The sequence below is a fragment of the Pseudomonas hygromyciniae genome (assembly GCF_016925675.1).
Taxonomy (GTDB): domain Bacteria; phylum Pseudomonadota; class Gammaproteobacteria; order Pseudomonadales; family Pseudomonadaceae; genus Aquipseudomonas; species Aquipseudomonas hygromyciniae.
In genome coordinates this window covers 1,698,789-1,723,073 of the sequence record NZ_CP070506.1, presented here as the reverse complement: position 1 = coordinate 1,723,073, position 24,285 = coordinate 1,698,789, and the positions used below count along the sequence as shown (strand labels likewise).

The following is a 24,285-nucleotide window of genomic DNA, read 5'->3' as shown; positions in this document are numbered from 1 at the left end:
CCTTAGATCATTTCTTCGCCGCCCTTCCCGCCGAGAACGATTTCTCCGGCTTCGGCCATACGGCGGGCAATGGTGAGGATTTCTTTCTGCGCGGTTTCCACGTCGCTGACGCGCACCGGGCCCTTGGCTTCGAGGTCGTCGCGCAACAGTTCCGAGGCACGCTTGGACATGTTCTTGAAGATCTTTTCCTTGACGCCCTCGTCCGAGCCCTTGAGGGCCAGCACCAGCACATCGGAGGACACTTCGCGCAGCAACGCCTGGATGCCACGGTCGTCGACATCGGAGAGGTTGTTGAACACGAACATCAGGTCTTCGATCTGCACCGACAGGGTGTCGTCGATCTCGCGGATCGAGTCCATCAACTGGCCTTCCACCGAGCTGTCGAGGAAGTTCATGATGTCGGCCGCGCGCTTGATACCACCCAGGGTGGTGCGTGCCGCGTTGGAGTTGCCGGAGAACTGCTTCTCCAGGATCGTGTTCAATTCTTTCAAGGCCGCCGGCTGCACGGTGTTCAACGACGAGACGCGCAGGATGATGTCCAGGCGCACCTTGTGGTCGAAATGGCCGAGCACTTCGCCGGCCTGGTCCGGGTCCAGGTAAGCCACGACAATCGCCTGGATCTGCGGGTGCTCGTAACGAATCACGTCCGCCACCGCCCGCGGTTCCATCCACTTGAGGCTGTCGAGGCCACTGGTGTTGCCGCCCAGCAGGATGCGGTCGATCAGGCCGTTGGCCTTGTCTTCGCCCAGGGCCGAGGTGAGCATCTTGCGGATATAGCTGTCGGAGCCAACGCCCAGGCTGGTCTGGTCGCCGACGATCTCGACGAACTCGCTCATCACCTGCTCGACTTGCTCGCGGTGCACATTGCGCATCTGCGCCATGGCGACGCCGACCCGCTGCACTTCCTTGGGGCCCATATGGCGCAGTACTTGGGCCGCATCGGTCTCACCCAGGGACAGCAACAGCACGGCGGCTTTGTCGACCCGGGTCAGCTTGGCAACAGAGGCTCGATTATCACTCATCTGCGTTGATCCACTCTTTCACGACCTGGGCCACACGACCCGGGTCTTCTGCCACCAGACTTTTGATTGCATTCAACTGCGCGTCATACCCTTCGCTCGGGCTTGGCAGCAGAATGCTCTGCGGCCCGCCAAGGCTGACGCGGTCGTTGGCCAGTTCGCCATCCAGGCCGCCCATGCCACCCAACTCGACATCGCCGAACGGCGCCAACTGCTTCTTGCCGTGGCCGGTGATGTTGTTGAGCACAGGGCGCAGCACGCCGAACACCAGCACCAGGATGAACAACACCCCCAGCACTTGTTTGACGATGTCCCAGAACCAGGGTTGAGAGTAGAACGGAATATCGGCAATCACCTCGCCGCGCTCCAGGGAGAACGGCATGTTGATCACGCTGACGCTGTCGCCACGGCTGGCATCGAAGCCCACGGCGTCCTGCACCAGGCGAGTGAAGCGCGCCAATTCATCGGCGGTCCACGGGGCGCGGGTGGTTTCGCCGTTGGCGGCGTTGATCTTGACCTGGTCATCCACCACCACCGACACCGACAGGCGGTTCAAGCGCCCTTGCTGTTGCTTGGTGTGGCTGATGGAGCGGTCCAGTTCGAAGTTTTTGGTGGACTGCTGACGCTTGTCAGCCGGGTAAGGCGCGAGCATCGGCTGGCCGGTGGCCGGGTCCATGATTTGCTGACCATTGGCGTCCAACAGCGGCTGGCCGGGCTGGATCGCGCTGGCGGTCGCGGCGGCGCCACCGGTGGTTTGCGGGGCACTGGCCGGCGCGGGCGGCTGATTGCTCAGGGCGCCGGGTACGCCTTGCGGAGGACCATTGGCGGCCGTGCGCTGTTCGCTGGTCGATTGCTCGCTGCGCAGGGCTGGCTGGTCGGGGTTGAACTGCTCGGAAGTCGACTCGACGGCGCTGAAGTCCACGTCGGCGGACACTTCAGCCTTGTAGCGGTCGTTGCCCAGTACCGGTTGCAGGATGTTGTGTACACGCTGGGTGAGCATGCTTTCCATGCGGCGGCTGTAGTCGAACTGCTTGCCGGCCATGGTCAACGCGGAGTTTTCCGCCTGGTCGGAGAGCAGGTTGCCCTTCTGATCGACCACGGTGATCTGTGACTTGCTCAACTCGGGCACGCTGGTCGCCACCAAATTGACGATGGCCAGGACCTGGCCCGGCTCCAGGGAGCGACCGGCAAACAGCTCGACCAATACCGAAGCGCTGGGCTTGCGCTCGTCGCGCACAAATACCGAGCTTTTCGGAATCGCCAGGTGCACACGGGCACCCTTGACGTTGTTCAGGCTAGAGATGGTGCGCGCCAGTTCGCCTTCCAGGCCACGACGGTAACGGGTGGCTTCCATGAACTGGCTGGTACCCAGGCCCTGGTCTTTATCGAGAATCTCAAAACCGATGTTGCCATCGGTCGGTGCCACGCCGGCGGCGGCCAGCTTCAAGCGGGCACGGGCGACGTCATCGGCCTTGACCAGCAAGGCGCCGGAGTTGGGCTCCACGGTATAGGCGATATCGGCGGCGGCCAGGGTTTCCATGACCTGCTTGGCATCCATCCCCGCCAGGCTGCCATAGAGTGGCCGGTAATCGGGTTGCTGGGACCACAACACCACGGCAAAACCAATCGCCACGCTGGCAGCCAGGCCGACCATCAGGCCCACCTGACGCAACATGGTCATTTCGGAGAGGTTTTCCAGGAACGACAGGCCAAACAGCGGCGGCTTGCCGTCTGTCTTGGCGGGTACGTTATCCACGACTGCTTCTGCCATGACTTAAATCTCGTCCTTAAACCGGCATCTGCATGATGTCTTGATAAGCCTGAACCAGCTTGTTGCGTACTTGGGTCAAGGCTTGGAAGGAAACACTGGCTTTTTGCGAAGCGATCATCACGTCGGTGAGGTCGACGCCACTCTTGCCGATTTCGAAAGCGGTCGACAGTTGGCTGGACGCTTGCTGGGTATCGCTGACTTTGTTGATGGCTTGACCGAGCATGTCGGCAAAGCTGCTTTGGCCCAATTCCGGCACTTGCGCGACGGATTTCGGCTGGGACATGGCGTCCATTTGCATGGATCGCATATCCAACATCAACCGATTGAACTCAACACCTTGGCTCATGAACTTCTCTCTCCGACGACCCGCAATTTTTTGACACTACGCAGCGGTTAGTAGGGGTGGTAGCAACAAGGGTGCCAGCTCCATGGCAACTCGTAAGAAAAGCCGACAAACCTTGTCAGCTGATGTGTATCTCAGCTAGCGAAAAGGAACGCTTCCACGTCCATCCCCGCATCGCGCATTTGCGCCAGCTTGTAGCGCAAAGTGCGCGGGCTGATGCCCAGGCGCTCGGCAGCCTCTTTGCGACGGCCACGTTCAGCACGCAGGGTGTCGATAATCATCTGGAATTCGCGGCGGCGCAGGTCGTCGCCCAGGCCACCAGCGGCCTCGGCCGGCGCGCTTTGCAAAGGCGCCGGGGCCAGGCTCGGCATCGGCGCCGCAGCGGCACCGACCGCCAGGCAGAAGTCCTGGGGCTGGATCAGGCCGCCCTGCTGCAAAATCAGTGCGCGCTGGATCGCGTTGTCCAGCTCGCGCACGTTACCGGGCCATGGGTAACTGATCAGGCAAGCCTGGGCCTCGGCCGACAGGCGCGCCTGGGCATGCTTCATTTTATTGACGTGTTTGTTCAACAGGCGCTCGGCCAGCGGCACGATATCGGCCGGGCGCTCACGCAGCGGGCGCCAGGCCAGCGGGAAGACCGAGAGACGGTAGAACAAGTCTTCACGAAAGCGCCCCGCCGCCACTTCGCCGGCGAGGTCACGGTTGGTGGTGGCGACCACGCGGATATCCAACTGGATCGGCTTGCGTGCGCCGACCCGCTCCACTTCGCGCTCTTGCAGCACGCGCAGCAGCTTGGCTTGCAGGCCGAGGGGCATTTCGGAGATTTCATCGAGCAGGATGGTGCCGCCATCGGCCTGCTCAAACTTGCCGGCCTGGGCGGCGATGGCGCCGGTAAAGGAGCCTTTCTCATGGCCGAACAGGGTGGCTTCGAGCATGTTGTCGGGGATCGCCGCGCAGTTGATCGCGATAAACGGCTGGCTGGCCCGATGGGATTGCTGATGGATATAGCGCGCCAACACTTCCTTGCCGGTACCGGACTCGCCGGAGATCAGCACGGTGGAATCGCTACGGGCGACCTTGGCCGCCAGCTCCAGCAGTTGCGCACTGGCCGGTTCGCAGGCAATCGGCCCCTCACTGTCTGCCGCCCCCACAACGCCGAGAGCATGGCGCGCCACCAGCTCGATCAAGGCCTTGGGCTCGAATGGCTTGACCAGGTAATCTGCTGCGCCCTGGCGCATGGCATCCACTGCCCGCTCTACCGCGCCGTGGGCGGTCATCAACAGCACCGGCAGTTGCGGCTGACGTGCGCGCAGCAGGCCGAGCAACTGGTGGCCGTCCATGCCAGGCATGTTGACGTCACTGACCACCAGGCTGAAAGACTCTTGCTCCACCGCCTCCAAGGCTTCCTCGGCCGAACCGACCGCCCGATAGTCATGGCCCGCCAACAACAGCGTGTCAGCCAGTGCTTCACGCAGGGCGCGATCGTCTTCAACCAGTAAAACCTTGATAGCCATTTATCCTTACTCCGCGCTTGCCGCGCCGGAAAACAGCGGCAGCGTTATCAATGCACAGGTGCCGCGCCCCACACGGGAGCGCAACTGCAATTCTCCCTGATGGGCACGGGCCACTGCCTTGACCACGGTCAGCCCCAGGCCGGTACCGTTGGTCTTGGTGGTAAAGAAGGGTTCGCCCAGGCGCTGTAACACGGCTGGATCAATCCCGCTGCCGCTGTCGCTGATGCACAGGCGCAGGGTTTGCTCGCGGCTGTACAAGTGCACTTTGAGCCGCGCCCCCGGGCCGCTGGCCTGGCTGGCGTTTTCGATCAGGTTGAGCAGCGCGCCCACTAGGGTGTCGCGATTGCACAGCAACTCGCCCCAATGGCTGTCGCACTGCCAGCGCACCGAGGCTTCCTGCACATGGGTCGCGGCGGCGGCTTGCAGCGACTGCATCAAGGCGGCAGGCGTGACCCGGTCGGTCAGCGGCAACTCGCCCCGGGCAAATACCAGCATGTCGCGCACCTGGTGCTCCAGCTCATGCAGGCGCTCCTTGAGCCGCCCGGCAAAACGCTGGTGGGTGGCGGCTGGCAATTGCTCATCAGTCAAATGACTGGCGTAGATCAACGCGGCAGACAACGGCGTGCGGATCTGATGCGCCAAAGAAGCGACCATCCGCCCCAGGGACGACAAGCGCTCGTGGCGCGCCAATTGGTCTTGCAGGTGACGGGTTTCTGTCAGGTCGTTGAGCAGCACCAATTGGCCGGGCTCGGCGTCCAGGGAACGGGTGGCGATGGACAAGCGGCGCCCGTCCTTGAGGGAAATTTCGTGGCCGTCGTCTTCGCGGGGGGCAAAGCAGCGCGTGATGACATGGCGCCACAGCTCGCCTTCCAGCGGCAGGCCCAGCAGATCGCAGGCCGCGGGGTTGGCTTCGCGCACACGGCCCTGGTCATCGATGACGATCACGCCACCGGGCAACAGGTCGAGGAGATTTTGCAGACGATTGGCCAGGCGTTCTTTCTCGGCCAGCTCTTGCATGCGCTGGGCACTGACCACGGCCAGCTCGCCTTTGAGCTCCGAAACCCGGGCTTCCAGCAGGCTGTAGGAGTCAGTCAACTGGCTGGACATCTGGCTGAACAGCGAAAACGCCTGCTCAAGCCCTTGCCGGCTGATCTGCTCTACGGACGGGACAAGTCCCTGGGTGTCAGGGACTGAAGAAAGGTGGGCGGCGTGGGGCATCGTGCTCTCTCGCTTGGCTGACCGTCAGTTAAACGGAACGTTGCGAGTGCTATAGCAATACCCGTGCCGGAAAAAATATCCTTATTTTTCAGCAAGTTAAAAAACAGGCGTCAATCATCCGCCTGTTCATCACCCTCACGACGGCTCATGCCGTACTTGCGCATCTTCTCCACCAACGTGGTGCGGCGGATACGCAGGCGCTCGGCGGCGCGGGCGACAATGCCATTGGCATCGTCCAGGGCTTGTTGAATCAGCCCTTGTTCGAGGCTGCCGAGGTAGTCTTTCAGGTCCAGCCCTTCGGGCGGCAACATGGCGGTGGCGCCGAAGTTAGGGGTATGGCCGTTGATCGCCACCCGCTCCTCGAGGTCGCTGCGCAGGCTGTCCACCAGTTGCTCGTCTTCGTCGTCGACATAGCGGAATTTCTTCGGCAACTCGACCACGCCGATCACCCCGTACGGATGCATGATCGCCATGCGTTCCACCAGGTTGGCCAGCTCGCGCACGTTGCCCGGCCAGCCGTGGCGGCACAGGGACATGATTGCGGCGGAGTTGAAACGGATCGAGCCGCGCTTTTCGTGCTCCATGCGCGAGATCAGCTCGTTCATCAGCAACGGGATGTCTTCCACACGCTCGCGCAGCGGGGCCATCTCGATGGGGAATACGTTGAGGCGGTAGTACAAGTCTTCGCGGAAGCTGCCGACCTCGATCATGCTTTCGAGGTTCTTGTGGGTGGCGGCGATGATGCGCACGTCGACGCTCTGGGTCTTGTTGCTGCCCACGCGTTCGAAGGTGCGTTCCTGCAACACGCGCAGCAGCTTGACCTGCATCGGCAACGGCATATCGCCGATTTCGTCGAGGAACAGGGTGCCGCCGTTGGCCAGCTCAAAACGCCCGGCACGGCTGGTGATCGCCCCGGTAAAGGCGCCCTTCTCGTGGCCGAACAGTTCGCTTTCGAGCAGCTCTGCCGGGATCGCCCCGCAGTTGACCGGCACGAAAGGTCCGTCGCGACGCTTGGAATGGTAATGCAGGTTCCGCGCGACCACTTCCTTGCCGGTGCCGGACTCGCCGAGGATCAGCACGCTGGCGTCGGTATCGGCCACTTGCTGCATCATCTGGCGCACGTGCTGAATCGCACGGCTGGTGCCGACCAGGCTGCGGAACAGGTTGGGTTCGCGGTGACGACCGCGCTCACGGGCCTGGTCGTACATCTCGCGATAGACCTGGGCACGGTGCAGGGAGTCGAGCAATTTGCTGTAGCTGGGGGGCATTTCCAGGGTGGAAAGCACACGGCGGCGCTGGTCTTCCGGCAAATCCACGGAAGAAACATCACCCATCAGCAACACGGGAAGGAACTCATCCCAGGTTGAGAGTGTCTTTAACAGGCCAGGAACTGCGCCAGGAGCGTTTACCGTCCCGATCAGCACACAGATGACTTCACGGCTCGACGACAAAGAGCTGACAGCCTGCTGCCAATCGTGGCTGCCGCAGGGTAAATTTTCTTCGCCAAGAAAATTCAAAATCACCGCCAGGTCGCGGCGGCGAACGCTATCGTCATCGATCAGCAGAATTTTGGTTTCACGCCACATGCAATAGCAACTTCCCTAGTAAAACTCAAATGCCCTCGAATCGGGGCAATCTAGATAGCTGTAGGCGTTTTCTGCACTACGGATACCTGACGTCTGAAAATAGCACTAGTTAAGTCAAAATTATGCGAACAGTCAAATTTATGACGCGCCATGTTCGGATTAACTGAGCCAGATCAGCCGAACAGATGGTAAACCTTTGACGCATTTTTCGCTTGGTTGATCTGCGACATCTCTTCAAATATCGCCTGGCGCTCGCCGGTCGTGACCTCCAGCAGCTGTTGGTAGACCGCTAACAGGCTCTCCAGCTTCTCGCGCAGCGCACCCTCGTCCACCGGCGCTTCGGTGAGCACCTCGTCGATCCAGACGCGGCAGCCCATGTCCAATTCGCTGATAGCATCCCAATTGCGCTCTGCCAGCGCGCCCACCAAGGCGTCGCGGGTTTCGTCAATGCGTTGCAGTGCGTGGCTCATGCTGTGTTCCTCAAGGCCGGCGGCCTTAATTGGCTGCCTCGGCAGCAATGGCATCCCAACCGCTTTTAACAGTGATCAGCAGGCCTGCAACCTCATCAATCATCTGAGCGTCGTTGCCACTGTTGGCCTCAACCAAACGAGATGTCATGTAGGCGTAAAGCTCATCCAGACGCTTGATCGACGCCGGATCTCCACCCTTTTCCGGATCCAGACCTTCGCGCAGCCCTGAAATGATTTCAATCGCCTTACCGAGCATCAACCCTTTCTGTGCCACATCGCCACGACTCATGGCGCCTTTTGCCTGCGCCATACGATCCAAACCACCCTCCATCAGCATCTGCACAAGACGGTGCGGACTGGCTTCGGAAATCTGCGCGTGGGAATTGACCTTCTGATACTGACGAAGGGCTCTCATGGGGTTCATATCTCTAACTCCCTACCGGAAATAGCTGAAAAATTGCTCTAACTATTATTTCGACCACGTGACAAAAAACTTTAAAACGCTAGCACATAGGCCCAGATCAAAAAACACAATTGATCCAAGCCTAAAGAGCCAAGCTGGAACTAGGTCGTCTTGGGGTTATTCAATGAGTTGAGCGTAGTCATGATACTGCTGCTGCTGGCCCGAAGCTTAGCGACCAGGGAATCCATGGCATTGTACTTTGCGCTCAGGGACAACTGCAGACTCTCGATTCGACGGTCAAGAGCCTTCTGCTCAGTGTCCAGATCAGTTAGTTTAGCGTCCAGACTACTGGTACGCGACGCCAGAACGCCAGTTGTGCCCACATAGCTGTCAGTGGCTTTAGTCATGCGGGTGATCAAACCCTTATCGCCGGTAAACAAACCCGCAACATCCGCACCACCAGTGGCTACCGCCTTGTCCCACTTTTTATTGTCAAGGGACAACAGACCAGTCTTCTGGTCAGTGTTTAGGCCAATCTGCGACAAGCTGGCCAGGGCGCCCGAACCCGAGCCGTTAAGCAGTTCGCCACGCAAGGTCGAAACCAACTGACGCATAGTCGCATCACCAGTCAGAGCACCCGCTGTGGTAGTCGCCGTTTCTCCAGTGGCAGTCACCTTGGTCTGGCTGTTGATCGAGCCAATCAAGGCATTGTAGGCCGTGACAAACGACTGCACCGAGGTCTTGAGGGTATCGGTATTGCTGGACACCTTGATGGAGCTGTCGCCCTTGGCAATCAACTCCAGATTCACACCACTGATCGCCGACGTAACCTTGTTACTGGTGGACTCCATTGAAATGCCATCAATGGTGTACTCAGCATTTTGTGCAAGCTCACCCACTCTCGTGAAAGTGCCCAGGCCAAGCGTACCGGAAGCAACGGTAATGTCGCTGCCCTTGCCAGTGGTTTGCGAAGTCATCACCAAGCGCGAACCATTGGCGTCGGTCAGGATATTCGCACTAAGTCCTTTGGACTGTAACTGGGTATTGATCAGATCACGCGTCTGTTGCAGCGTGGCACCCGCCGGGATTGACACCCTATGATCGGTGTCAGATTGGGAAATCGTAAGTATCTGAGCCTCCGAACCGGTGTTAACGACCGTCGAAGCACCATCGGCAAACACCGACGATTGGGTTTTGGATGCAGTAGCGAGTTTCTCTACATGCAGCGCATAACTGCCGCTGGAGGCAGAGTCGCCCAAGGTAACCTTGGCGAACTTCTCTTCAGAGGATGTGGCGGCCAGGCCCGTGAATGAGGAGGCCGTATTCAGCTTGGCGATAGCTGCACGATAAGCCTCCATCGCAGACTTAACACTGCCGACAGCGGACAACTGGGTAGTCGTGGTCTTTTGCTGTGCGGTAATCTGCGCTTGCTTTGGTGCCTTTTCAGCCGCTACCAAAGCCTTGACGATTGCCTGTGTATCGACGCCAGATCCCACGCCACTGATCGTTGAACTCGCCATCTTTTTGCTCCTTAACCGGCGACTGCTGCTTTCTTGACAAAAGCCCCTTCAAGCGCAGACACCAACAATTTTCATGCCAATTCAGGCTTTCATATCAAACAGCAGGCTGCTGGCATCGGTCAGACTCTGCGCCAATTTCAATGCGGTTTCCGAGGGAATTTGTCGAATCACCTCCCCACTGTCGGTAGCAATGACTTTGACCACCACCTTTCCTGTAGAGTCATCGATGGAAAAATCCAGCTCACGTCTTGCCGCCTGTACGAACTCGCGAATATCTGTCACAGCCTTCTCCAAATCGTCCCGTCTGGGCTCGCGGGCGGCCTGGGCCATCACCTCGATTTTAGGCTGATTGACGATCTCGGGCGTCTTCACGACTTGGGCCGCTGCAGCGGTCGGGTAGGATAAGTTCAGCTTCACGCTCATATCCATCTGTGCCACCTAATTATTCAAGTGAAAAAATAGAAGGCTACGCCACAGTGTGCCCCAGCCAATTGCCGTACCGCCCTACTCAAGCCTTGACTTCAGGGCAGGCCGTTTTTTTCAAAATCGTGCTGTCTACCTAGCAACTGCCTGAGGTGATTTACAAAGCCTCGTAGGATATATCGACCCAAAAACTTGTAGCTTGAGAGTTTTTTTGGATTATTTTCCTAAACCGACTATAGGCTGCGCGCTCAATCATATCGACCTCGCCCGCAAACGGAGCCATAAAAAAACAGAAGGGCGCACTAGGCGCCCTTCCGTCTTTAAACAGCCTTAAGCGATTACTGAAGCAGTTTCAGTACCGACGATGGCAGTTGGTTAGCCTGCGACAGGATGGCAGTCGAAGCCTGTTGCAGGGTTTGCTGCTTGGTCAGCTCGGCAGTTTCCGAAGCAAAGTCGGCGTCCTGCACACGACTACGGGCGGCGGTGGAGTTTTCCGAAATGCTTTGCAGGTTGGCAACGGTGCTGGTGAAACGGTTTTGCACCGCACCCAACTGGGAACGCTGGCTGTCAATCTGCTGGATCGCATCGTTCAACGCCTGAACCGAACGCTGCGAAGACGCCGCGTCCTGGATGCTCAGGTTGGAAACGGTGGTTTCCACGGTAACTGCCGTCGACGTGGCAGCTGTCAGACCCAGTTGAGCCAGACCAGTGCCAGCGCTGCCATTGGCAACGGTGAAGGTCTTGTTGGAGAACAGCGCCAGGGTATTGTCAGCATTTTTGCTGGCCGTTACGCCGGTGCTTGCGCTGTTGATCGAGGAAACGATCGCGTCAGCGGTGTCACCCTTCTTGAACTTCACTTCTACGCCGTTCAGAACCACTGAAGTGTCGGCAGTCAGCTTGGCTTGGGTAGTACCTGCTTGAAGACCAATTTTGGCCAAAGCACCTGGGCCGTTGGCAGTGCCACCGTTATCCAGCTTGATAGCCTTGCCATCTTCAGAAGTCAGCAACAGACGACCGTTTGCAACGCTAGCACCTACACCAGTGGTGGCTTTTTCGGCCTCAATGGCACCCGCGATAGCAGTCAGGTCCATGCCATTCGTGAGATTGACCAGGGTACCATTGACGCTGATGTCGGTATCACCAACCAGAGTGCGCGCAGCCGCGGTCGCAGTTCCAAAGCCCGCTTCTGCACTGTTACTTGTGGCAGTGAAGGCACTATCAGACTGAAGTACCAACTCATTCGCAGCACTCAGCGAGGCGGTGACGCCAGTGGAGGAAGTTTTGGCATTGATCAGCGCCACGGCCTGACCGGCAGTGGTGCCCGTAGCCAGATCAATAGTGGTGTCATTGAGTTTCAGGGTGTTGTTGGCTGTTGCCGTGGTGTATGCCGCAGCACCTTGCGCCGCAAACGGCAGTGATGAGCGTCCAACCACCGAAGCCGACAGGTCAGTCGCCGCACCAGCAGCCTTGGCTTCGCCGTAGGAACCTTTCAGGCCGGTAGCACTGATATCAGTCATACCAAACGAAATGGTTTCGTTGGCGTTGGCGCCGATCTGGAAGCCTACGTTGTCGAACGAACCGTCCAGAAGCTTACGGCCACCGAAGTTGGTGGTTTGGGAAATACGGGTCAACTCACCAGTCAACGCTGTGAATTCCTGCTGCAGGGACGTACGGTCATCATCGCTGTTCGAACCGTTCGCCGATTGCAGGGCCAGTTCACGCATACGCTGCAGAATGTTGGTCGATTCTTGCATCGCCCCTTCAGCAGTCTGGGCAATCGACACGCCGTTGTTGGCGTTAGCCACAGCGACAGTCAGGCCTTTGACCTGACTGGTCAGACGGTTAGCGATCTGCATGCCGGCAGCATCGTCTTTGGCGCTGTTGATTTTCAGGCCGGAAGACAAGCGGCTCATCGAGGTGCTCAGTGCGTCGGAAGCCTTGTTCAGGTTCTTCTGAACGCCCAAGGACGTGATGTTGGTATTAACAGATAAAGCCATGAAAAAGTCCTCGTAAATGGTATTAGCGGCTTCCGACCGGGCAACCGCCTGGCTTGATAGTGAAAACCTTACACAAGAGTTATCGTCGACATCGCCAGCTTCTTTAGATTTTTTTGCAACCCGACCCTTTTCCACTTGCAAATATCACTGAACCTTGCTCTATAAGAGTGTTTTCAGCTTGACTCCAGACAAAAAAAGGGCGCCCTAGGCGCCCTTCCATCTTTAACCAACCTCAAGCGCTTACTGAAGCAGTTTCAGTACCGACGATGGCAGTTGGTTAGCCTGCGACAGGATGGCAGTCGAAGCCTGTTGCAGGGTTTGCTGCTTGGTCAGCTCGGCAGTTTCCGAAGCAAAGTCGGCGTCCTGCACACGACTACGGGCGGCGGTGGAGTTTTCCGAAATGCTTTGCAGGTTGGCAACGGTGCTGGTGAAACGGTTTTGCACCGCACCCAACTGGGAACGCTGGCTGTCAATCTGCTGGATCGCATCGTTCAACGCCTGAACCGAACGCTGCGAAGACGCCGCGTCCTGGATGCTCAGGTTGGAAACGGTGGTTTCCACGGTAACTGCCGTCGACGTGGCAGCTGTCAGACCCAGTTGAGCCAGACCAGTGCCAGCGCTGCCATTGGCAACGGTGAAGGTCTTGTTGGAGAACAGCGCCAGGGTATTGTCAGCATTTTTGCTGGCCGTTACGCCGGTGCTTGCGCTGTTGATCGAAGAAACGATTGCGTCAGCGGTGTCACCCTTCTTGAACTTCACTTCTACGCCGTTCAGAACCACTGAAGTGTCGGCAGTCAGCTTGGCTTGGGACGTACCTGCTTGCAGACCCAGCTTGGACAGTGCGCCAGGACCGGTAGTAGCGTTAGTACCGTTGTCCAGCTTGATAGCCTTGCCGTCAACAGAGGTCAGAACCAGACGACCATCCTGCTGGGAAGCAGTTACACCTGTAGCCGTTACGGTGGCTGGAGTATTGATGGTAGTAATCGCCTGGGCCAACGTCTGACCTGCCGCGATAGAAATCGCTGTGCCGTTGATGCTGATTTCAGCGCCACTGACCAGGCCAGTGAACGCAACAGCAGGGGTAGCCGCCACCGGGCCGACTTCGGTAGTGCTGCCCTGGACACTAAAGGCGGTTGCCGAAGTCATCTTCAACTGACCAGCATCAACTACAGCGGTCACGCCTGTTTTGCTCGACTGCTGGTTAACCAGATCAACCGCCTGAGCCAGGGTAGTACCCGAGCCCATTGCAATGTCAGTACCGTTGACGGTCAAAACGCGAGCGGCTGTGGTGGTGGTGAAGGCGTTGGTGGTACCAAAGCCCGCAAACTGGCCTTCAGCACCCGTCACTTTAGCCGACAGGTCAGTCGCCGCACCAGCAGCCTTGGCTTCTCCGTAGGAACCTTTCAGGCCGGTAGCACTGATATCAGTCATACCAAACGAAATGGTTTCGTTGGCGTTGGCGCCGATCTGGAAGCCTACGTTGTCGAACGAACCGTCCAGAAGCTTACGACCACCGAAGTTGGTGGTTTGGGAAATACGGGTCAATTCACCGGTCAGCGCCGTGAATTCCTGCTGCAGGGACGTACGGTCGTCATCACTGTTCGAACCGTTCGCCGATTGCAGGGCCAGCTCACGCATACGCTGCAGAATGTTGGTCGACTCTTGCATCGCCCCCTTCAGCAGTCTGGGCAATCGACACGCCGTTGTTGGCGTTGGCCACTGCAACAGTCAAACCCTTGACCTGGCTGGTCAGACGGTTTGCGATCTGCATCCCGGCTGCATCGTCTTTGGCGCTGTTGATTTTCAGACCGGAAGACAGGCGGCTCATCGAGGTGCTCAGTGCGTCGGAAGCCTTGTTCAGGTTCTTCTGAACGCCCAAGGACGTGATGTTGGTGTTTACGGATAAAGCCATGACGAAATCCTCGTAAATGGGGTGTTGCGGCTTCCGGCCGGGCAACCGCCTGGCATGGTTTGAAAACCTTCATAGTGGTTATCGTCAGCCATGCTGGCTTCTTGAGATCTTTCTGATTTATTTGTAGGAATATTCATGGCACCTGCTGGAGCTACGGGGATCAAGCCAAAAAAAAACGGAAGGGCGCACTAGGCGCCCTTCCGTCTTTAAACAGCATTAAGCGATTACTGAAGCAGTTTCAGTACCGACGATGGCAGTTGGTTAGCCTGCGATAGGATGGCAGTCGAAGCCTGTTGCAGGGTTTGCTGCTTGGTCAGCTCGGCAGTTTCCGAAGCAAAGTCGGCGTCCTGCACACGACTACGGGCGGCGGTGGAGTTTTCCGAAATGCTTTGCAGGTTGGCAACGGTGCTGGTGAAACGGTTTTGCACCGCACCCAACTGGGAACGCTGGCTGTCAATCTGCTGGATCGCATCGTTCAACGCCTGAACCGAACGCTGCGAAGACGCCGCGTCCTGGATGCTCAGGTTGGAAACGGTGGTTTCCACGGTAACTGCCGCCGACGTGGCAGCTGTCAGACCCAGTTGAGCCAGACCAGTGCCAGCGCTGCCATTGGCAACGGTGAAGGTCTTGTTGGAGAACAGCGCCAGGGTATTGTCAGCATTTTTGCTGGCCGTTACGCCGGTGCTTGCGCTGTTGATCGAGGAAACGATCGCATCAGCGGTGTCACCCTTCTTGAACTTCACTTCTACACCGTTCAGAACCACCGAAGTATCGGTAGTCAGCTTGGCCTGGGACGTACCTGCTTGCAGACCCAGCTTGGCCAGAGCACCTGGACCATCGGTGGTATTAGAGCCGTTATCCAGCTTGATAGCTTTACCATCAGCCGAAGTCAGGGTCAGACGACCGTCGGCAGCTGTCGCGGTAACACCGGTCAGGGTGGTGTTTGCACCTGCAGCGCCATTAATATCGGCAGCAACCTGAGCCAGTGTACGACCCGCTGCAATGGTGATTTCGGTGCCATTGATGCTGATTTGCGCGGCGCTGTTGGTGGTCGTGGTTTTGGCAACAACTGCCGCCCCGGGAAGAATGCCCGCAGCAGAACCGGCTGCAGTGAAGCTAGAAGCCGAGGTCAACTGCAGCGTCGCGCCAACAGCTTGGGCCTTGACGCCAGTAACAGCACTTTGGTCGTTGATTTTAGTAATCGACTGCGCAAGGGTATCGGCAGCCAGCAGCGCAATCGAAGTGCCGTTGAGCGTCAAGGTGCCATCGGTCGGAGTGAAAGCGTTGACTGTAGAGAACTGGCCGATCTCGGCTTCGCCGCCTACCACAGTCGCAGCTAGGTCAGTCGCCGCACCAGCAGCCTTGGCTTCGCCGTAGGAACCTTTCAGGCCGGTAGCACTGATATCAGTCATACCAAACGAAATGGTTTCGTTGGCGTTGGCGCCGATCTGGAAGCCTACGTTGTCGAACGAACCGTCCAGAAGCTTACGACCACCGAAGTTGGTGGTTTGGGAAATACGGGTCAATTCACCGGTCAGCGCCGTGAATTCCTGCTGCAGGGACGTACGGTCGTCATCACTGTTCGAACCGTTCGCCGATTGCAGGGCCAGCTCACGCATACGCTGCAGAATGTTGGTCGACTCTTGCATCGCCCCTTCAGCAGTCTGGGCAATCGACACGCCGTTGTTGGCGTTGGCCACTGCAACAGTCAAACCCTTGACCTGGCTGGTCAGACGGTTTGCGATCTGCATCCCGGCTGCATCGTCTTTGGCGCTGTTGATTTTCAGACCGGAAGACAGGCGGCTCATCGAGGTGCTCAGTGCGTCGGAAGCCTTGTTCAGGTTCTTCTGAACGCCCAAGGACGTGATGTTGGTGTTTACGGATAAAGCCATGACGAAATCCTCGTAAATGGGGTGTTGCGGCTTCCGGCCGGGCAACCGCCTGGCATGGTTTGAAAACCTTCATAGTGGTTATCGTCAGCCATGCTGGCTTCTTGAGATCTTTCTGATTTATTTGTAGGAATATTCATGGCACCTGCTGGAGCTACGGGGATCAAGCCCAAAAAAAAACGGAAGGGCGCACTAGGCGCCCTTCCGTCTTTAAACAGCATTAAGCGATTACTGAAGCAGTTTCAGTACCGACGATGGCAGTTGGTTAGCCTGCGATAGGATGGCAGTCGAAGCCTGTTGCAGGGTTTGCTGCTTGGTCAGCTCGGCAGTTTCGAAGCAAAGTCGGCGTCCTGCACACGACTACGGGCGGCGGTGGAGTTTTCCGAAATGCTTTGCAGGTTGGCAACGGTGCTGGTGAAACGGTTTTGCACCGCACCCAACTGGGAACGCTGGCTGTCAATCTGCTGGATCGCATCGTTCAACGCCTGAACCGAACGCTGCGAAGACGCCGCGTCCTGGATGCTCAGGTTGGAAACGGTGGTTTCCACGGTGATCGCCGTCGAAGTACCCGCCGTCAAGCCCAGTTGAGCCAGGCCGGTACCAGCACTGCCGTTGGCCACGCTAAAGGTTTTGTTGGAGAACAGTGCCAAGGTGTTATCAGCATTCTTGCTAGCCGTCACACCGGTGCTTGCGCTGTTGATCGAAGAAACGATCGCGTCTGCGGTGTCACCCTTCTTGAACTTAACTTCCACGCCATTGAGGACGACTGAAGTATCGGCGGTCAGTTTGGCCTGAGTGGTGCCCGACTGCAGCCCCAAGCGAGCCAGAGCACCTGGGCCGTTGGCAGCACCAGCACCGTTGTCAAGCTTAATAGCCTTGCCATCGGCAGAAGTCAGAACCAGACGACCATCCTGCTGCGAAGCAGTTACGCCAGTAGCCGTTACGGTGGCCGGAGTATTGATAGTAGCAACTGCCTGGGTCAGCGTCTGACCGGCAGCGATGGTCACAGTGGTGCCGTTGATATTGATTTCAGCAGCTTGAGACAGACCAGAGAACGCTGTTGCGTTAGTAGCCGTGGTTGGCGCTACTTCTACGTTGTCACCCTGAACCGCAAAAGCTGAGGTGGAGGTCATTTTGATGTTGCCAGCGCCATCGGCTTCAGCCTTGACACCGGTAGTACCGGTCTGACCATTAATCAGACCAATAGCAGCAGCACGGTCATCACCACTACCAATGTTGATCGCGGTACCATTGACCGTCAGAACACGAGCAGCAGTAGTGGTGGTGTACGCGGTGGAGGTAGCGAAGCCACTGGCGAAGCTACCTTCACCACCGGTCACTTTAGCCGACAGGTCAGTCGCAACACCGGCAGCTTTGGCTTCGCCGTAGGAACCTTTCAGGCCGGTAGCACTGATATCAGTCATACCAAACGAAATGGTTTCGTTGGCGTTGGCGCCGATCTGGAAGCCTACGTTGTCGAACGAACCGTCCAGAAGCTTACGGCCACCGAAGTTGGTGGTTTGGGAAATACGGGTCAACTCACCAGTCAACGCTGTGAATTCCTGCTGCAGGGACGTACGGTCATCATCGCTGTTCGAACCGTTCGCCGATTGCAGGGCCAGTTCACGCATACGCTGCAGAATGTTGGTCGATTCTTGCATCGCCCCTTCAGCAGTCTGGGCAATCGACACGCCGTTGTTGGCGTTAGCCACAGCGACAGTCAGGCCTTTGACCTGACTGGTCAGACGGTTAGCGATCTGCATGCCGGCAGCATCGTCTTTGGCGCTGTTGATTTTCAGGCCGGAAGACAAGCGGCTCATCGAGGTGCTCAGTGCGTCGGAAGCCTTGTTCAGGTTCTTCTGAACGCCCAAGGACGTGATGTTGGTGTTTACGGATAAAGCCATGACGAGTCCCTCGTGGATTAAGTGCTACGGCTTCCGGCCGGGGCAAGCGCCTGGGTCGGCCTAGAAAACCTTCGTCATACTTATCGTCGCGCCTGATAATTTCTTGAGAAATTTCCTACAGAATAATGAAAACGCCCAAGGCGATTGACCTTGGGCGCTTGAGGAACCAAGCAAAACTCTACATTAAAGCCGGTATATAATCGCCGATCCCCAGGACAAGCCAACACCAAAGCCACTGATGGCCACGCACTTCCACTCGGCGTCCATCACGTGCTTTTCCAGCAGCAGCGGAATGCTCGACGACACGGTGTTACCGGTCTCGACCATATCCTTGATGAACTTCTCCACTGGCGCATCTTCAAAGCGGCGAGCCACGGCGTCGACAATCGCCGCACTGCCCTGGTGGATGCAGAACGCGTCAATATCATCGGCCTTCAGGTCCGACTCGTTGAGCAGCTCGTGCAGGTGCGCTGGCACCTTCAGCAGGGCGAAGTTGAAGACCTGGCGGCCGTTCATGAAGAACACCCCATCGCTGACCTTCAAGTGCGGTGCGCCGGAACCGTCGGTACCGAACTTGGCCTTGCCCAACTGCCAGGTGGCGTCTTCGCCCATCCAGGTGGCGGTAGCGGCGTCACCGAACAGCATGGTGGTGTTGCGGTCTTCCGGGTCGACGATCTTCGAGTACGGGTCGGCGGTCACCAGCAGGCCGTTTTTCAGGCCGGCGGCTTCCATGAAGCCTTTCATCGCGTAGATGCCGTAGACGTAGCCGGAGCAGCCCAGGGAGATATCGAAGGCCGCGACGTGGGTCGGCAGGCCCAGCTTGTCCTGGACGATGGCGGCGGTGTGCGGCAGCCCTTCTTCGTCGCCGTTCTGGGTCACGACGATCAGCGCGTCGATCGACTCACGCTTGAGCTCGGGGTTGTTGGCAAACAAGGCATTGACCGCCTCGACGCACAAATCCGAGGTTTCCTGTGCAGCATCCTTGCGCGGCAGGAATGCCGAGCCGATCTTGCCAATGATGAACTCTTCATCCTTGGCGAATTTTGCACCCTGGGCGTAGTTGTCCAGCCCTTCTGCCGGCACGTAGCTGGCGATGCTTTTTATGCCAATCATTGTGGCTTCCCAATACAAAATAGCTGGAGAACACCCCTGAAAATCCTTCAGGAGCGCTGACAATAAAGGGGATAACCCCGCAAAAACCCGCCGAAACTACCGAAGCCAAAGCCTGGAAAGCGGTCTGGCCTTTTCACACGATACAGTGAAGATGCGCTTTATGACTCATAGGTCACTCATTTTTGTGCGCTTTGTTTAAAAGCCTGCGCCAGAAACGACAACGGCCCACCCTGTATCCAGGGTGAGCCGTCGGGGATTTCCGGGACAATTACATCTTGCTGAACAGGCTTAATTGGGAGATTTTCACAAAGGCCAACTGCGAAGCCTCCAGCATTGCCTTCTGGAACGCCAGATCAACGGAGGCCGTAGCCATGTCGGTGTCACCAATGGCAGCGGTCGTCGATTTATTGGCCAACACCATGCTGGTGTTCTCAGTTTCCTGAATCGCCAGCGAGTTCAATCGAGCACCAATGGAACCCCGCACACTGTCAACTTGAGCCATAGAGGTCTTGATATTGGTGATGGCCGAGTTGACCACGTCAGTCACCATGGCCTGAGCAATCGGGTCGCCATCGGAAGGCGTTTCGAGGGCCTGGCGCAACTGGCTTAGGGTATCCAGCGCATTTTGCGTCTTGTGGGTATTGGAACCCACGGCGAACTGATCACCAATACCTGGCGCACCAGTGAGGTCGAACTTCACCCCTGCCGCCGTGACGCTGTCTGGCGTCGCGAGCACAGGCGGCGGCCCCGGCTGTGCTGGCGTGCCAGGCACCACAGTACCGTTGGAGACCGGCTTGCTGTCGGCCGTGATCGGCTGGGCATACACCTCGTAGGCGGTGCTCGAGGTAAATTTGATCACCGCGCCCTTGTTCGGGAAGGTGCTACCGTATTCCGCCTGGCTGGTGATAGTACCTCCCGCCAATTGCGCGGAGGACGTATTGCTCGGCGTACGCGAGATACTGAAGCTGTCCGGTTTGCTTTGCAGGGTGAATTCCCGGTCCTTATACTCCGCATCAGACTCGGCGCCGGGCTTGGTATCCCCTAGCTTCTGGCTGATATCAAAGGTCACACCATGCACAGTGACCGACGCACTTCCTTCCTTGGTCGCGTCGAACTTGCCATTACCCAGGGTCTGCGAGGTGATGTCGTTACCCGCCGCATCCGATACGGTGTACTCGGTGCTGCTGATAAAGGTCAGCTTGTACGGCTGGCCGTCAGTGAAGCTGCTGTCATAGGTAGACGGCGACGTCACGATACCGCCCGAGACCAGCACCTTGCCATCGTTGACGGTGGCTGTCGCCTGAGTACGGCCGGCATTGACCGTACTTTCAAGAATCGATTTACCGGTGTCGTTGACCACCATCGATAAGGTGTCCGAAACCTTCAGGCTCAGGGGTGTTTCATCACCCTGGTAGCTGTAAGTGCCGTCGCTGTTGCGAGCGTAGGGCGGCGTGTCGCTCTTGCCGCCGGCAAACAGGTAATGGCCGGACGAGTCCTTGCTGTTGAGCAGGCTCAGGACCTGCTTCTCGATTTCACCAATTTCGACGGCTACCGCCTTTCGCTCCGCATCGCTAATGCCGCCGCCGCCCTTGCCCCCAACCTGCAGAGCCAGTTCGCCGGCACGTTGAAGGGCCGTGTTGATACCATCAAGCACGCTTTCCTCGCTATTAAGCGAGTTCTTCATGCTGCTGATATTGCCCGCATACTGCCCCAACATGTCCTGCTGCTGTTGCAGCAGCAGCAAACGCGCTGCGCCCACCGGATCATCGGCCGCCGTCTGGATACGCACGCCGGAATCGATCTGTTGCTGGGTCTTGGTGACGTTGGAAAAGTTGCTCGAATAACGCGCAGTAGAGGTATTAAAAAACTGTTCGGTCGAGATTCGCATCGTCTCAAACTCCCTTAAAGACTGTTGATCAGCGTGCTGAAGGTTTCTTGCGCAGCTTTAATGATCTGCGACGACGCGGTGTAGTACTGCTGGAAACGGATCATGTCGCCGGCCTCCTCGTCCAGGTTGACCTGGGACACGGAGCTGCGATTGGACGTGGCGGCCGCAAGCATGGCCCCGGTCGCGTTGTTATCGACGTTGGCCTGGCTGGCCTTGCCGCCCACGGACGAGACCAACTGGCTGTACGCGGTGGTCATGCTCACACCGGCATTGCCATCGGTGGCGCCCACGGTCTTGCGGGTTTGCAGGTCGAGCAATTGCAGGGCGTTGCGGTTATCGAGCTTGCCGCCGCTGTTGAACGACACGCTGAAGCTGTCATCGGCTTTCGGCTCGCCACGGATCACCGTGTCCACACCGAACGTCTGCGCATTACCGGCGGCGTCGACGTAGGGCACATTGATTGTCAGCTTATTATCCTGGCCCGGCACGATGGTACCGTTGCCAATGGGCTGGCCCTGGGCGTTATTGATCACATAGCTCTGGGTGCCATCAGCGGCCGGCTTGCCGAAGGTCATCTTGACCGGCATCGAGTTCTTGATCGCAGCTTCCAACTGCGCCGTACCGGCACCACCATGGATATCCAGGGGCAGTGTCAGGGTCGGCGGCTCAAACACGCCAGTGCCACTGTTGTTCTTGTTGCCCTCGGCCAGCAACGGCGCAGAAAACGCCAGCTTGTTGGGGTCGGTCATCACCACCTTGAGGTCCATCGCGCCACCGGCGGTCGGGCTGACCTTGAACGTATCGCCCGCAGCCACTGGTCCCTTGCCATCGAGGGCCAGGGTGAAGCCATCGATTTCCGGTGGCGTCTGGGTGACGTCGAAGGGGCCCATGGACTTGCCGTCCGAACGCAGGACGCTGTACATCTTGTCGTCGCTGAAGGTCACCTTGTAGTCAAAGGTGCTCAGCTTGCTGGTGTCTTTGATCGTAACGTTCAGGTTGCCGGAGTTCGCGCTGTTGTTCGAGTCGCCCACACTGCGCTGGCCAATGGCAAACACGCTGTTGATGTCATTGAACAACGCGGCGCCGAACTGCCCATTGGCGTCCAGGCCCTGCCCCAACTGGGTGTTGATGGCCTCGCCGACGACCATGGCGGTACGCCCCAGGTCGTTGATGGCCGGCATCAGCACGTCCTGGCGATAACGCAGCAAGCCGCCGATGGAGCCACCGCTGACCACCGAACTGACGTCCATCGGTTGCCCGCCGGTGGTCAACACCACCGAGTACTGGCTCTTGTCATCCTTGCTCGGCACCGCCGACAGCTTGTTCGATACGCCGTCCGCGACCAGGGTTTGCCCGGTGCCCAGGGAGACATTGAAATGGCCGTCCGACTCAGTGACCTTGACCCCAACCAACTCGTTGAGCGAGCGCACCGCTTCGTTGCGCGCATCCAGCAGATTCGCCGGCTCACCATTGCCCTGGCCCTTGGCCTGGGAAATCTGCTGATTGAGGGCGGCGATCGAGGAGGTCAACTGGTTGACCTGACCGGTGATGGTCTCCAACTGGCTGTTGATGCCTTCTTTCTGTTTGTTCAGTTCGGTCGCAATCGAGTTGAAGCGATTGCCCAGGGTCTGGGCAATGGTCAGTACCAGTTGGCGCGCGGAATTGTCGCTGGGGTTGGCCGAAGACGTCTGCAACGCGGCGAAGAAGCTGTTCAAGGCCGCGCCGACACCGGTGGACTTATCGGACAGCAGCTTGTCCACCGAACCGATCTGGTCCAGATAAGCCTTGGCGTCGAAGTTCAGCGACGTGGTGGTCTGCAACTGGGTGTCAAGAAACTGGTTATACACCCGGCGCACATCCGACAGCGTGGTGCCGGTGCCGACAAAGACCCCGCCGGCCGCAGTCATACCATTGGCCGTCTGCATGGTCTGCTGACGCGAGTATCCAGGGGTCTTGGCGTTGGCAATGTTGTTACTCAAGGTCGCAAGCGATCCCTGAGCCGCATTGAGTCCTGACATCCCGATATTGAGCAAACCCATGGTTCAAACCTTATAAATGAGTGGATGCGCCAGCGGCAGCGTAGTTTTGATAGCTGTTCATGGTTTTGGCGATCTGCGAAATCTTGCTGGCGTACGCCGGATCCGTTGCATAACCGGCTTTTTGCAACTCGCGTACAAACTGTTCCGGGTTATCGGCCGACTTCAGGACTTCTTGATATCTTTCATTGCTTTGCAACAAGGTCACGAGGTCGTGGAAGCTGTCCTGGTAAGAGTCGTAGGAACGGAACTGCGCCGTTTCCTTGACCATCTCGCCATTGCGAAACTCGCTGGTGATCGCCCGCGCCTGGGCGCCCTGCCAACTTTGGCCTGCCTTGATGCCAAACAGGTTGTGGCTGCTGCTGCCGTCTTGCTGGCGCATCACCGATTTGCCCCAACCGGTTTCCAGGGCGGCCTGGGCCACCAGGTAGCGTGGGTCGATACCAATACGCTCGGCCGCCTGCTTGGCCATCGGCAGCATGGTGGCGACAAACTCGTCTTGGGAACTGAAGGCTTTTTTCGCTGGAGCCAGCGGTGGCTGGGCCACGGCACGGCCATAAATCTGCATGCGCGAATCGCGGGCGGCAAAGGTGCGCGCCGCACCGTTGATCACGCCATCTTCGGCGGCACTGTTGCGCAATGGCGCCGACTTGGCAGCGCCCGTCGCCTCGACACCCGGCACGATACCGGCCAGCAAGCGATCGGTGAGTTTGCTTGGCAAGGCAATGCGCCGCTGATTCATCAGGGCCATGTCATTGCGCAGGGTGCCGTCATCGGCCCGCGGCGCCACCTCGACCCGCGCCGCCCACAGCGCGCGCTGGCCATTGGAACGACCCAGCGGGCCAACCGCCTGGGTGCCAGCGGCAATCGGCGTCGGAACGTCGACTTTCTTCTCTACCGCGTCCGGGCCCTGCAAGGTCGAGGCCTGCCCTTCCACCGGCTTGTTCTTTTGCATCTGGCGCAACAGCACGTCCGCCAGGCCGATACCGCCGCCCTCGCGGGACAGCGAGACCGCCAGTTGCTGGTCGTACATTTCCTGATACTGCTTGGCCGCCGGGGTGTTCAGCGGGTTGTCCTTGCCCAGGGCATCGGTGGCCGAGCGCATGGATTTGAGCATCTCGTTGAGAAACAGCGACTCGAACTCCTGCGCCACCTTGCGCATGTTGCCGTCGCTGTTCTTGTCGCCGAACTTGAGCTGGTTAAGCCGGTTCAGGTCCGAGTAAGACCCCGAGTCTGCCGTGCTGGCGATACCGCTCTTGCGCATGTCCATGGCCACGAC

16 protein-coding genes and 2 pseudogenes are annotated in these 24,285 nt (G+C 58.3%); all 18 read right to left on the bottom strand.

All coding sequences use genetic code 11. The features are described from left to right. Window positions 1-2 precede the first annotated feature (2 nt). The 18 genes and pseudogenes from fliG to flgJ all read right to left on the bottom strand — a co-directional run bounded on the left by fliG (window position 3) and on the right by flgJ (window position 24,276). Window positions 3-1,022, bottom strand: coding sequence for a flagellar motor switch protein FliG (fliG, locus tag JTY93_RS07570; RefSeq protein WP_029292514.1), 1,020 nt, complete (start codon window positions 1,020-1,022; stop codon window positions 3-5). Further along, window positions 1,015-2,790: a flagellar basal-body MS-ring/collar protein FliF gene (fliF, locus tag JTY93_RS07565; RefSeq protein ID WP_169994423.1), complete on the bottom strand. Its 1,776-nt coding sequence runs from the start codon at window positions 2,788-2,790 to the stop codon at window positions 1,015-1,017. Before fliF ends, fliG begins: the two co-directional genes overlap by 8 nt. A gap of 16 nt (window positions 2,791-2,806) precedes the next feature. Beyond that, window positions 2,807-3,136, bottom strand: a complete 330-nt coding sequence (gene fliE, locus JTY93_RS07560) for a flagellar hook-basal body complex protein FliE (protein WP_169994425.1) — start codon at window positions 3,134-3,136, stop codon at window positions 2,807-2,809. A 131-nt stretch (window positions 3,137-3,267) separates the two neighbouring features. Beyond that, window positions 3,268-4,647 (bottom strand): sigma-54-dependent transcriptional regulator, encoded by a 1,380-nt coding sequence (locus tag JTY93_RS07555; protein ID WP_205476934.1) that lies wholly within the window; start codon window positions 4,645-4,647, stop codon window positions 3,268-3,270. Window positions 4,648-4,653: 6 nt separating this feature from the next. After that, window positions 4,654-5,865 carry a sensor histidine kinase gene (locus JTY93_RS07550; RefSeq protein WP_178120272.1) on the bottom strand — a complete coding sequence of 404 codons (1,212 nt, stop codon included), beginning with the start codon at window positions 5,863-5,865 and terminating at the stop codon, window positions 4,654-4,656. 110 nt (window positions 5,866-5,975) lie between these two features. Then, window positions 5,976-7,451 (bottom strand): sigma-54 dependent transcriptional regulator, encoded by a 1,476-nt coding sequence (locus tag JTY93_RS07545; protein ID WP_169994429.1) that lies wholly within the window; start codon window positions 7,449-7,451, stop codon window positions 5,976-5,978. A gap of 173 nt (window positions 7,452-7,624) precedes the next feature. After that, window positions 7,625-7,921: a flagellar protein FliT gene (gene fliT, locus JTY93_RS07540; RefSeq protein WP_169874581.1), complete on the bottom strand. Its 297-nt coding sequence runs from the start codon at window positions 7,919-7,921 to the stop codon at window positions 7,625-7,627. Between the two features lie 25 nt (window positions 7,922-7,946). Beyond that, window positions 7,947-8,345: a flagellar export chaperone FliS gene (fliS, locus tag JTY93_RS07535; protein WP_205476933.1), complete on the bottom strand. Its 399-nt coding sequence runs from the start codon at window positions 8,343-8,345 to the stop codon at window positions 7,947-7,949. 140 nt (window positions 8,346-8,485) lie between these two features. Beyond that, window positions 8,486-9,844 (bottom strand): flagellar filament capping protein FliD, encoded by a 1,359-nt coding sequence (gene fliD / locus JTY93_RS07530; protein ID WP_205476932.1) that lies wholly within the window; start codon window positions 9,842-9,844, stop codon window positions 8,486-8,488. Window positions 9,845-9,925: 81 nt separating this feature from the next. Then, complete coding sequence (locus tag JTY93_RS07525; protein ID WP_169994435.1) at window positions 9,926-10,273, bottom strand: flagellar protein FlaG; 348 nt, start codon at window positions 10,271-10,273, stop codon at window positions 9,926-9,928. Window positions 10,274-10,605: 332 nt separating this feature from the next. Beyond that, a complete protein-coding gene (locus tag JTY93_RS07520) occupies window positions 10,606-12,264 on the bottom strand; it encodes a flagellin N-terminal helical domain-containing protein (RefSeq protein WP_205518988.1) in 1,659 nt (552 codons plus the stop codon). A gap of 240 nt (window positions 12,265-12,504) precedes the next feature. Then, a pseudogene (locus tag JTY93_RS07515) lies at window positions 12,505-14,176 on the bottom strand (flagellin N-terminal helical domain-containing protein). Window positions 14,177-14,400: 224 nt separating this feature from the next. Beyond that, window positions 14,401-16,068, bottom strand: a complete 1,668-nt coding sequence (locus JTY93_RS07505; protein ID WP_169993252.1) for a flagellin N-terminal helical domain-containing protein — start codon at window positions 16,066-16,068, stop codon at window positions 14,401-14,403. Window positions 16,069-16,293: 225 nt separating this feature from the next. Further along, window positions 16,294-17,969, bottom strand: a pseudogene (locus JTY93_RS07500) (flagellin N-terminal helical domain-containing protein). 183 nt (window positions 17,970-18,152) lie between these two features. Next, complete coding sequence (locus tag JTY93_RS07495) at window positions 18,153-19,082, bottom strand: ketoacyl-ACP synthase III (RefSeq protein ID WP_205477176.1); 930 nt, start codon at window positions 19,080-19,082, stop codon at window positions 18,153-18,155. Window positions 19,083-19,350: 268 nt separating this feature from the next. After that, a complete protein-coding gene (locus tag JTY93_RS07490) occupies window positions 19,351-20,970 on the bottom strand; it encodes a flagellar hook-associated protein 3 (RefSeq protein ID WP_205477175.1) in 1,620 nt (539 codons plus the stop codon). Window positions 20,971-20,984: 14 nt separating this feature from the next. Then, on the bottom strand, window positions 20,985-23,009 hold the full coding sequence (gene flgK, locus JTY93_RS07485; RefSeq protein WP_205477174.1) for a flagellar hook-associated protein FlgK: 2,025 nt from the start codon (window positions 23,007-23,009) through the stop codon (window positions 20,985-20,987). 10 nt (window positions 23,010-23,019) lie between these two features. After that, window positions 23,020-24,276, bottom strand: a complete 1,257-nt coding sequence (gene flgJ / locus JTY93_RS07480; RefSeq protein ID WP_205477173.1) for a flagellar assembly peptidoglycan hydrolase FlgJ — start codon at window positions 24,274-24,276, stop codon at window positions 23,020-23,022. Window positions 24,277-24,285 lie beyond the last annotated feature (9 nt).

Excerpts from the sequence above, each read along its gene's own strand:
- fliS (WP_205476933.1), bottom strand. The coding sequence starts at position 8,345 with ATGAACCCCATGAGAGCCCTTCGTCAGTATCAGAAGGTCAATTCCCAC.
- fliT (WP_169874581.1), bottom strand. The coding sequence starts at position 7,921 with ATGAGCCACGCACTGCAACGCATTGACGAAACCCGCGACGCCTTGGTG.
- JTY93_RS07545 (WP_169994429.1), bottom strand. The coding sequence starts at position 7,451 with ATGTGGCGTGAAACCAAAATTCTGCTGATCGATGACGATAGCGTTCGC.
- fliF (WP_169994423.1), bottom strand. The coding sequence starts at position 2,790 with ATGGCAGAAGCAGTCGTGGATAACGTACCCGCCAAGACAGACGGCAAG.
- JTY93_RS07550 (WP_178120272.1), bottom strand. The coding sequence starts at position 5,865 with ATGCCCCACGCCGCCCACCTTTCTTCAGTCCCTGACACCCAGGGACTT.
- flgJ (WP_205477173.1), bottom strand. The coding sequence starts at position 24,276 with ATGGACATGCGCAAGAGCGGTATCGCCAGCACGGCAGACTCGGGGTCT.
- JTY93_RS07525 (WP_169994435.1), bottom strand. The coding sequence starts at position 10,273 with ATGGATATGAGCGTGAAGCTGAACTTATCCTACCCGACCGCTGCAGCG.
- JTY93_RS07490 (WP_205477175.1), bottom strand. The coding sequence starts at position 20,970 with ATGCGAATCTCGACCGAACAGTTTTTTAATACCTCTACTGCGCGTTAT.
- fliE (WP_169994425.1), bottom strand. The coding sequence starts at position 3,136 with ATGAGCCAAGGTGTTGAGTTCAATCGGTTGATGTTGGATATGCGATCC.
- fliD (WP_205476932.1), bottom strand. The coding sequence starts at position 9,844 with ATGGCGAGTTCAACGATCAGTGGCGTGGGATCTGGCGTCGATACACAG.
- fliG (WP_029292514.1), bottom strand. The coding sequence starts at position 1,022 with ATGAGTGATAATCGAGCCTCTGTTGCCAAGCTGACCCGGGTCGACAAA.
- flgK (WP_205477174.1), bottom strand. The coding sequence starts at position 23,009 with ATGGGTTTGCTCAATATCGGGATGTCAGGACTCAATGCGGCTCAGGGA.
- JTY93_RS07520 (WP_205518988.1), bottom strand. The coding sequence starts at position 12,264 with ATGGCTTTATCTGTTAATACCAACATCACGTCCTTGGGCGTTCAGAAG.
- JTY93_RS07495 (WP_205477176.1), bottom strand. The coding sequence starts at position 19,082 with ATGATTGGCATAAAAAGCATCGCCAGCTACGTGCCGGCAGAAGGGCTG.
- JTY93_RS07505 (WP_169993252.1), bottom strand. The coding sequence starts at position 16,068 with ATGGCTTTATCCGTAAACACCAACATCACGTCCTTGGGCGTTCAGAAG.
- JTY93_RS07555 (WP_205476934.1), bottom strand. The coding sequence starts at position 4,647 with ATGGCTATCAAGGTTTTACTGGTTGAAGACGATCGCGCCCTGCGTGAA.